5 protein-coding genes are annotated in these 4,742 nt (G+C 47.5%); 4 read left to right on the top strand and 1 reads right to left on the bottom strand.

The genetic code is table 11. The annotated features are described in order from the left end of the window. The first annotated feature begins 115 nt into the window (after nt 1–115). Nucleotides 116–1,324, top strand: coding sequence for a hypothetical protein (locus E3U47_RS24675; RefSeq protein ID WP_134694184.1), 1,209 nt, complete (start codon nt 116–118; stop codon nt 1,322–1,324). A 63-nt stretch (nt 1,325–1,387) separates the two neighbouring features. On the opposite strand, the gene E3U47_RS24670 is transcribed toward E3U47_RS24675, so the two are convergent. Beyond that, a complete protein-coding gene (locus E3U47_RS24670) occupies nt 1,388–2,539 on the bottom strand; it encodes a DNA cytosine methyltransferase (RefSeq protein WP_218568167.1) in 1,152 nt (383 codons plus the stop codon). 151 nt (nt 2,540–2,690) lie between these two features. Here E3U47_RS24670 and E3U47_RS24665 point away from each other — a divergent pair, with 151 nt between their 5' ends. The 3 genes from E3U47_RS24665 to E3U47_RS24655 all read left to right on the top strand — a co-directional run. Further along, nucleotides 2,691–3,734, top strand: coding sequence for a hypothetical protein (locus tag E3U47_RS24665; protein ID WP_134694182.1), 1,044 nt, complete (start codon nt 2,691–2,693; stop codon nt 3,732–3,734). A 445-nt stretch (nt 3,735–4,179) separates the two neighbouring features. Continuing rightward, on the top strand, nt 4,180–4,416 hold the full coding sequence (locus E3U47_RS24660; protein ID WP_028688843.1) for a hypothetical protein: 237 nt from the start codon (nt 4,180–4,182) through the stop codon (nt 4,414–4,416). 76 nt (nt 4,417–4,492) lie between these two features. Continuing rightward, nucleotides 4,493–4,742, top strand: a 250-nt coding sequence (locus E3U47_RS24655) for a DUF3077 domain-containing protein (RefSeq protein WP_134694181.1), incomplete at its 3' end; no start/stop codon positions are given.

Here is a 4,742-nt window from a genome sequence, read left to right as displayed (position 1 = left end):
CTCAAAAAAGACACGCCTCGCTTTATGGCTCAGGTCGTAGGATCTTTACCTATACCGATAACGTTGGCATTATTGTGCCATCAGTGATCTTTCGTGTCTGGTAAAGGGGTTTGGAATGTTTGATGATTATGTATATAAGAATATAGAGACACGAGTCCGTTTTAAATTTATTCAAAGGCGAGATGAGCCGCTTTATCCTTGGGAGATAGCTAGTTTCCTAAAGGGTTTCAATACTGTTTATTATAAATTTGAACTGCTAAATTCTATTTGCTCTGCATTAAATCATGGGGTTGCTGCTGAGGATATAATTATTTTTGATCACTCTCTGCCGCTATATGAGCGTTATGCAGAGATGAATTTGATATCGGAAGCGTATGCTGCCAAGCTTTTCTATCCAATTGGGCTCCCGGTTGCTTTGGTGCCAAGTGAGTGGTCAAGGAATTATAGGTACTTGTATCTGGCCTTTAAGTCGGTAAATTCGCTATTAAAAATTCGTCGCGTACAGCCTCTGAGACTGGAGGCTGTTGTGGGGTTGTATGAATCTTTAGGTGTCGAAGGGGTCGAGTTGGTAAGGTCGCGCCTCATAGACTTGGCTTTGGATCAGGCGGAAAAAAGCTATAGAATTGCGGTTGAAAAAGGTAAGAAAAAGAAAGAGCTGAAGCGGGGGGATGTTGAGCGCGCATTGGTTGAGGCGGATAAATTTAGGCGTCAGTCAGATAAAGATTTACTGCAGCTTTCTGGATTGACAGACGACGAACGGCTGGAGTTATTGACTTCGAATGCTCGTGATGAGCGGCGGCTTGCTAATTTTCTCACTTCCTTTTTTGATAAGTTTGATGCCACTGTTAGGCCTCTGGTGTGCGCGAGAGTCGGTCATGGTAAATTAAGAGTACTTGGGCGTTCGCTGGTCAATAAGCAAGAGCGCACGGGGCTAGAGTTAAAGGAAATTAAGAAAAATAGCCCGTTAGGTGCGCTATTTGAAGCGGGTGTAACGGCTTATCAAGCTTTTCAACAAGAGAAGCGTGCTAAGGAGTTACATGAAATTGATAAGAAGATAAAAGCTAAAGAAATTGAGCTTCTGGATGCAAAAATACATGGTGAGAAGATTAAGAATTTCGAGCTTGAGATGCAGGCGGCTGATTGTTATTTGAAAATTGCGCGTGAATCAGACTTGACGGCGCTAAAAGGTCTTCCGCCATCCTTTGTTCAGACGCAGATAGTTAAGGCTTATGGAATTGAGATGAGTAATGCGGCTGGGGTTTTGAATAAACAGGACTTAAGGATGGACTATGGTTCAATTCAAACTATTGATCTTAATGTCTAATGCTTCTGATAAATCGTCAGTATAAAATCTTACATGGGTGGCTTTCCGTTGCCACCCTGGATTTTAGGCGTAGGCTGATAAGTCTTCTTCTGTTTTGTCTTTACTAAGGCTTTCTAATTTCATGCTTATTATATGAGCTGCAATCTGTTTTGAAATGAGTGGTGGGACCGAATCGCCGATTTGATTATATTTTGCGGAGAGTTTGCCTTCGAAAACATAATTTTCCGGGAATCCTTGCAGCAGGGACATCTCGCGAACGCTCAGCAGCCTATCTTGTTCAGGATGAAGATACCGACCATTCCCCGTGTGGCCACATTCGCGTGTGATCGTGATGGCAGGGCGATCCCACCACAGGCGGCCATATACATCAGGGAATGAACCGGGTCTTGCTCTAAACATGGCAGGGATAAGTAAATATTCTTTATCCTCCGCGGTGAGCTTTGGGTCATTCATGATGTCAGACCATGAGCCACCATTTTTAGGTGTCGCGCGAATTCTATCTAGAACTTTCGATGTATTCCCTGGGGCTATGTGCATGGGATCGAAAGGGTCCTGCTCCCCTGCGAGTAAATGCGGAAGATGTGCAATTGTCTCCCGCACTGTTACCGGGGGGAGTTTTCCTTTTGGCAAGGGCTTCACCGTACCGTCTCGCCAGGCAATGAGAAGGAAACGGATGCGACGCTGGGGCAGCCCAAGCTCGGCGAGATCGTGAACTTCGTACCAGACCTTGTATCCAAGTTCGTTTTCAAGCCTATTTAGAAGTACATTGAAATGATGCTTTTGCTTGCCTTGAAGAATTTCTTTGACATTTTCCATTACCAAAAATTCTGGCAGAAACTCTTCTACAAAGTCGCCGGTGCGCACAACGAGCTGGTTGCGAGGATCATCCTCAACGTGGTTCTTAGAGTTTTTTTGCGAGAAACCAGTGCAAGGGGCGCAAGATATCAATACGTTTAACTCTCCACGCCTTAGATTAAGTTCTTGGCGGTAGGCGCTAGGAGATAGGATCGAGAGGTCAGCATTTTTGGGTTCGATCCCTATGTTTCTTGCGTATGTAGGGTTGCACTGAGTCGAGGAGCCGGGGCTTTTCCCTTTGCCAGGCTTGCCTTTTTGCAGGTCGACTGCACCAATTATTTTAAAATGGTCCTTATGACTATAGAACCCGTGGCTCATCCCGCCACAGCCAGAGAATAAGTCGACGACGGTCCAGTGCATTGGGTAGGTCCTGCAAGGTTTAGATAAAAACGAAAAATAATAGCACGGATTAATTTCCATTGCAATAATGGCGATTTTTTCTCGACATGGTAATATGCGGTTTAAGATTAAATAGTTTGTTGTAAAAACTAAATTAATATTGGATCGATGTATGTCATATCTTACTGATCTCGAGTTTCCAGCAGTAGAGGCTTTGATAGGCGGGGATGAAGAGTCCGCCTGGGTGCTAGATCGTGAGCGAAAGGTCGACCTTATTGTAAAAAATTATGGCATTTATTCGGCGCTTTCCATCAGACTGCTCGCAGTTGGCGGGCTCTATCGATGCAATCCAGAGATACTTCTGACAGAGAAGCATGCTGCAGATTGGTATATAAGTTTAGCGGGTTATTCAATAAAAACCCTTCGAAATTTGTCTGGTAGGTGTAGGCAGTTTGGTTTGAACCGACGACCTGAAGGTATGGTTAAAAAACTCAGAGAAGGGGGAGTCGTTTTACCAGCACAAATGCAAGCATTCTCTGATTGGGTGAACTTTGAAATTGACTCGCAGTTTGCTCCTGATAGCTGTGATGACAGAATGTTGGCGCTTTCTGTTGTGCTTATGATTCTAGGCGGGAGAATCATTGGTCAGAGTCAAAATATTGGTGGTAACGATGCGGTTGATATTCTTAAAGCATTGATTATTCAATGGTTCGAAGCTAGGGGCAGGGCAACTGATGTTGAGGTTGTATATGGTCTAGAGGAGTGGGTTGCACACTCTGCGTCTGTTTCAATTTCGGAAGTGAAGCGTATTCGTATTTCAGGGGTTCTGTTCTTCGAGTTTGTGAGTGGGGGAGATAGGCCTGATGTTAGAGTATTTAACCGGTCGGTGGAAGTGGCCGTCGGAGAAATTAAAGGTAGGAAAGATCTTTCTAATGCGTGGGAAAGTTGGCTGCCTGGTCTTTATAACCATTTGCGTACTTGGGCGGCAGAAAATATCGATCGCGGCCGACTGTTCTTCGGGACCTTGATTTCAGAAGAGATGGTGACAGGAAAGACTAGCCGAGGTACGACACATAATGGGCTTAAAGCCATGAAGAATCAAGGGCTGCTTCAAGGGGCATTTAATTTGTCAAATATTGTGAGTGGGGTGCCGCATGCGGTCGAACATTTTGATGGTCTGATGAAGCGCTTTGATAACTTGATTGCTCTTGACTGATAAATCTGTAGGGTATGTGTGGCTGAGTGTTTTGGTCTGTGCATTGGGGTATGTTGTTGTTTGTTTTTCACTGTGTCTGCTTGTGTGCTGGGTAGGATCGGTCCCTAGTATGGCGTAACAATATTTAACTAGCAGGCCCAGGGCGAACTTAGGATTATTCCTACTTTTTTGTAGTACATTTCCCAAGCATACTAATATGGTCTTACTGTCTGTTGCTGCTCGTCTATCAGACGGCTAGTCTCGCCAAGTCGCTACCAATCCAGCGACCGGCTTTGACAGGCCGCAGGTAGAACGAAGTCTCGTAGCAAGCCGTTATGGCGGCTGTACGTGGGGCACCTCGTGTGCGCCGGGTTTTCTTCGTCTCCTCGGTCTGTCAACCCACGTACAGCTGCCACCCTCTGTTTGACAGCAGGGTGTGGTGGCTCCACCGAGACGGAGAAACAACATGCTAAAGATCGTCCCCGATCCCCCCCTACACGACAAATACACCACCCACACCCTCGAAGACCTCCTGGTCCAGATCTCCGAATACCTCGTCTGCGCCCTGACCGTCAGCCAGCAGACCGTCCTGCTCCACGCCAAACCCCCAGGCCAGGTCCTGACCCTCGCCGCCATGCACGAAATCGACAGCGCCCGCACCTTGGTGGAAGTAGCGCTGAGCCGCGTGCAATCCCGGCACTGACCTGGCAAGCCTGGGCTCGCACTTGATCTTCACCGATCAGGCCCCGCGCTGTTCGCGGGGCCGCAGGAGGAATGGTATGGAGAAGGAATTGCAAATCCCGCGCATCAAGAAACTCGCCACCACCGGCGTCGGGCATTTCGGCGAAGGCGCGCAGGCGGGTGTGCAAGACCCGCTGTTCCGCGTGGTGGCGGGGCATCCGCTGGACCATGCGGTGGAGCAGGCGACCGTGCTGATGTGTGCGGTGCACAAGATCAGCGATCTGGCGATGGTGGAGACGGATCATCTGCCCACGCTGCTGACGGCGGTGCATTACCTCAGTGGCATGG

It is taken from the genome of Pseudomonas sp. RIT623 (assembly GCF_004519305.1).
Lineage (GTDB): Bacteria > Pseudomonadota > Gammaproteobacteria > Pseudomonadales > Pseudomonadaceae > Aquipseudomonas.
The sequence above is the reverse complement of the archived record's forward strand: the minus strand, read 5'-3'. Positions and strand labels throughout refer to the sequence as shown.